Below are 4,200 nucleotides of genomic sequence, written 5' to 3'. Positions count from 1 at the left end.
GACAGTGGCGCGGTCGCGCGCGAAAGCTTTGGCGCAGGCCGAAACGCTGGCGCCGAGCGCGACATGGTGGAGATAGACGGCGAGCTGACGGGCCCTCGCGACCGAGGCGCGGGAGCGGCGGGGAGAAAAGAGATCGGCGAAGGGCGCGCCCTGCGCCGCGGCGGCCGCGGCGGCGCTAAGCCCCGGAATATGCGTCGGATCGAGAAACATCGAGGTCTCCAGCTGAGTGGCGCGCAAGCGTAAGCTGGAAAATAATCCTATTCAAGGACAAAATACATACTATTGTATTTCACGTACCCACGAGGCATAAGATGCCCATAATCGGGGCCAAGGCATTCGGCGGGGCCCCGCTTAGCGGGGATCGCTTAGTGCGAGTCGTTTACCTAGACGAAAGCGGACATTCCTCAAATGAGGACGCGGCGATTGTATCAGGCGTTATCCTTGATCCTGATAAACAATGGCTTCTATTGACTAATGAAATAGAAGCTTTGAAGCACAAAGTTCCTGAGCAGTTCCGCGATAATTTTGTTTTTCATGCGACTGATCTTGAGAGCGGCGGCAAGTATAGGCGGGATTGGAGCGATGAAGAAAGATGGACACTGCTCAACGAGCTTTTAGCGTTGCCGCGAAAGCTAAATATACCATTGGTTGCAGGTTTTTTCACAAGCGGTTTGACCGAGATGGCAATTCATTTCGGGAGTCTAAAATTGTGCACGCGATAGCATATATGCTGTGCTTAAGGTCTGCTAACAATTTTATGAATCTTCATTCCCCGGCGAATGAAGTAGCTATGATAGTCGCTGAACAACGTGAAGAAGCTCGAAAAGCGATTGAGGCGGCGCATCGCCTTGCGAGTAAGCCGGATTTGTTGGAACGATGGATGCAAGATGAAGAGCTAAGGAATGGCTTTCCTATTACTAGGATAAAAGCGCCTCCAGCTTTCGCAACAAAGGATGATGAGCCGCTCTTGCAGATTGCAGACGCATGCTCATTCGCTTTCATGCGGTATATCAAGGGCGCGCCTAGGTGCGACGATCGTATGGCAGCGATGCTAGGTAATTTCAAGCATCGCAAGCTAAGACGAAAGCTTAATGAAACTAACTCAATGTTTTTCTCGTGGCAGGAAGATATTTGGATGGAGCTAGAGGGCCGGCTTTTGCCGGCGCAATATTCGCTTTAGCGCCATGTCAAATTCCTTGCCGCTTTCATCAGCACCAAGCTCACGCGCGGCCTGGATGAACCGAGCGGATTGTTCCTCATCCTTTACTGATTTCTTTCGCGCTTTGCGCGGAGCGCCGCCAGCTTTGGGCTTCTTATCCATTGTGCCTCACTATGCACGAGCCGTTTGATAGGTGAGCCGCTTGCCGACGACGGATTTAATGGCGCGCTCTGCGCGATCAATATCATCGCAGCCGAGCTTTGATCGATTGTTATGCCGAAAGTCGAATTCGGCAGGATACCGATGCAGATGCTTTTCTTTGCAATATTGGTAGGTGCCGCGCATGCCCCGCTTGAAAACACTGAAATAACCCTCGGCGCTGTTGGTGTGAACGTCGCCGCGAGCATATTCGCCACGCGAGTGATTGACGGTCTCGCGAGAAATCACGTGGTTGGTCGCATCGGTATAGATGCGGCTTTCATCGGTATGGAGCCGAGTTTCGCGGTGAAGGTTCTCAGCGACGATCTTATTCACGGTAAGCTTGTCGGCATTCTCGACATGGAACGAGCGAACGGAGCCGCCGCGCTCCACAAGCGAAATGATCACGCGCTTGTCGGCAGTGCCGATCTTACCACCTTTGACAGGCTGCGGGACGCGACCGCGCGAGCGCGGAATAGGCTTCTCAGTATTCCACAGGTAGGTTTCATCGGCCTCCACGATACCGCCCGCGCCGCCCATTGGCGAAAGGCCGCCATCGCGCATGGCTTCGCGGATGCGGTGGCTCATAAACCATGCGGTCTTAAGAGTGACGCCCAAGGTGCGGTGAAGCTGATTGGAGCTAATCCCCTTTTTCGAAGAGCACATAAGGAAGATCGCCTGCAACCAAATCCGCATAGGAACGTGGCTCGACTCGAAGATGGTGCCGACCTTCACAGTGAACGGCTTCCGGCACTGGTAGCACTTGTAAACGCCGATCCGGGTGCTCTTGCCCTGCATCTTCGAGATGCGCTCAACGCCGCCGCAGTGAGGGCAAATGGGATTTTTTCCCCAAATTCGCGCCTCAACCCACGCATAGGCGGCTTCTTCGTTATGAAAGTGGGGCGCGTTCAAAACCGACATAACCAAATCTCCTATGCAAAACAACTTAGTTCATAGAAGTGGGTATGTCAAATACAATGTTAGGACAAAATACTTATCCTCATCCGTTCGAGGGAACGCATTCTTGGCGGCATGGAGGATGATCCATGACGCACAGGCCAGTTCACGCCCCGCAAGACGACCGCCCCGCCCGCTTCGCCACAGAGGCTGGCGCGGCGCTCGACGCCGCCCTCGCCGCGGGTCTCAACGCCTATGACCGCACGCGCGCGCTGGCGCGTTTCCATCGCCTGTCGCCTCAGACGATCGCCAGCGAATCGCCCGACGCGGCGCGCGCCGCGCTCAAGGAAATCGAGCGCGCGATGCGCGGCGAACGCGCCCGTCGCGGCCATTGGAGCTATGATCTCAATCGGCATATCAGCCTGCTCGTCGCCCATCGCGCCGAGACCGCGCGGCTTCATCGCCTGTTGAACCGCGCATGAGCGCGGCCGCGCTTCCGCCCACCTGCGCGATGCTTTAAGCTCCGCGCTTTCCGTCAGAGACGCAAAGGCCGGCGATGTATCTGGAGAAAATTCTGGCGCTGCTGGCTGCGGCGCTTGTCGCGGTCGGAGCCGGCATCGGCTTGACCTGGTTGGCCCTCAATCCCGCGCCACGCATGGCCGATGCAGGATCGGGGATCGCGGCGACGGCCGACAAGGGAAGCGCGCGGCAACAGATCGAAACCCTGATCGCCTCGACGCCGGACTATGCGCGCTACTTCGCCCGGCTCCGCGAGACCTTCACGGCCGATTACGAAGCGGCGATCAATGATTTCGCCACCCGCCTCGCGCAGACGAAAGAAGAGCAGAGCGTAGACTATTATCTTTCCGAGGCGGTCCGCCGCATCCGAACCTCGCGCGGCGCCCTCGCGGCGAAGGCCGAGCCTGAGCCGATCGCCCGCGTCTTCGAAAAGCAGCTGGAAGTCCTGCAGGCGGTGGCGCGGGAGGACAAGCGCATGTGCGTCGCCTTCCTCTACGGCGCGACCAATCTCGACTTTCAGCGATTCGCCGCCTCCCGCCGTCAGATCGTCTCGGACATGGCGCTTGCGGGACTCGAGGCGATCGTCAGCGGACAAGCCAAAAAGATCGAGCGGACCGCGCCGACGGAGGCGGACTTTCGCCTGTTGGAGACGGCGCTCGCCGCGCGGGGTCTGAGCAAGGTCGAGATCGACGCGCTGCTCGACGGCAAAATGCCCACGCCGCCGCTCGAAGACGCGCGCATGTGCGGCGCCGGGCAGGCCTATTTTGAAGTGCTGAAAACCCTGCCCGAACCCGCCCGCACGAAAGTCTACGGGCTCGCGCTGGAGCTGATGGCGCGCTCTTAGAGGGCACGCTTTTGGAGCAGGGGAGCGCTTGGCGCGTCAGGGCCCCGCATGCGCCGGACGCGCCGGCGCAGCATCGCTTCCAGGCTCTGCGGGCTTATCCAGCATCTGGCGCAGTTGCGCGACGGCGATCCGGATCAGCGCGTCGCGCGGCCGCGCCGGACCGATCTCGACCGCCGCCATATTGGCCATCACCTTGGCCAGATTTTCGGTCGGCGCGCCGTCCGCGGCGAACAGCGCCAGATCCTCATTCGCGCCGCCGACGACGCCCTGGGCCACGCTGGCCGCGTAAGCGGCGATCCGCGCGAGTTCTCCCGAGCAATTCGAAACGCTAACCGGGGGCGCCCGCGGCGCGGGCGACGGCGGCAGGTCGGCGACAACTGTCCTGGGCGCCGGCTCGATCAGTTCGGCGAGCTTTTCCCGCCGCGCGGGAAGCTCGGAGACGCCGGCCATGATCGAGGGCGCCGGCATGAGGTCGACCGGCTTTGCGAGCGGTCGCCGCGCCGTCTTCAGATTGACCCCGCCGCGCCCATGCGCCGCCAGCCAGCGCGCGCGAAGCGTGTTGTGAATGCCGCGCGGCGCAATG

At 59.9% G+C, this 4,200-nt stretch carries 6 protein-coding genes and 1 pseudogene; 4 read left to right on the top strand and 3 right to left on the bottom strand.

Features of this window, described 5'->3' with window-relative positions; genetic code table 11:
- Positions 1 to 210, bottom strand: a 210-nt coding sequence (locus NEI07_RS04590) for a helix-turn-helix domain-containing protein (RefSeq protein WP_305123615.1), incomplete at its 3' end; no start/stop codon positions are given.
- 101 nt (positions 211 to 311) lie between these two features.
- Between NEI07_RS04590 and NEI07_RS19585 the strand changes: the two genes are divergently transcribed.
- Together NEI07_RS19585 and NEI07_RS04580 are read left to right on the top strand one after the other, a co-directional pair.
- Positions 312 to 722 carry a hypothetical protein gene (locus NEI07_RS19585; RefSeq protein WP_256033033.1) on the top strand — a complete coding sequence of 137 codons (411 nt, stop codon included), beginning with the start codon at positions 312 to 314 and terminating at the stop codon, positions 720 to 722.
- Positions 644 to 1,180 carry a DUF3800 domain-containing protein gene (locus tag NEI07_RS04580; protein WP_328516959.1) on the top strand — a complete coding sequence of 179 codons (537 nt, stop codon included), beginning with the start codon at positions 644 to 646 and terminating at the stop codon, positions 1,178 to 1,180. Before NEI07_RS19585 ends, NEI07_RS04580 begins: the two co-directional genes overlap by 79 nt.
- 150 nt (positions 1,181 to 1,330) lie before the next feature.
- On the opposite strand, the gene NEI07_RS04575 is transcribed toward NEI07_RS04580, so the two are convergent.
- Positions 1,331 to 2,278 (bottom strand): IS1595 family transposase, encoded by a 948-nt coding sequence (locus tag NEI07_RS04575; RefSeq protein ID WP_256033031.1) that lies wholly within the window; start codon positions 2,276 to 2,278, stop codon positions 1,331 to 1,333.
- A 125-nt stretch (positions 2,279 to 2,403) separates the two neighbouring features.
- Between NEI07_RS04575 and NEI07_RS04570 the strand changes: the two genes are divergently transcribed.
- Complete coding sequence (locus tag NEI07_RS04570; protein ID WP_256033029.1) at positions 2,404 to 2,736, top strand: DUF6477 family protein; 333 nt, start codon at positions 2,404 to 2,406, stop codon at positions 2,734 to 2,736.
- Positions 2,737 to 2,810: 74 nt separating this feature from the next.
- Entirely contained in the window at positions 2,811 to 3,617 is an 807-nt protein-coding gene (locus tag NEI07_RS04565) for a hypothetical protein (RefSeq protein ID WP_256033028.1), read from the top strand.
- A gap of 36 nt (positions 3,618 to 3,653) precedes the next feature.
- On the opposite strand, the pseudogene NEI07_RS04560 reads toward NEI07_RS04565, so the two are convergent.
- Positions 3,654 to 4,200, bottom strand: a pseudogene (locus tag NEI07_RS04560) (hypothetical protein); the annotation flags it as partial.

Origin of the sequence: Methylocystis suflitae (assembly GCF_024448135.1) — a bacterium.
In the GTDB taxonomy this organism is placed as follows: Bacteria; Pseudomonadota; Alphaproteobacteria; order Rhizobiales; family Beijerinckiaceae; genus Methylocystis; species Methylocystis suflitae.
Note: the sequence above shows the minus strand (reverse complement) of the source record. Positions and strands in the feature narration are given on the sequence as shown.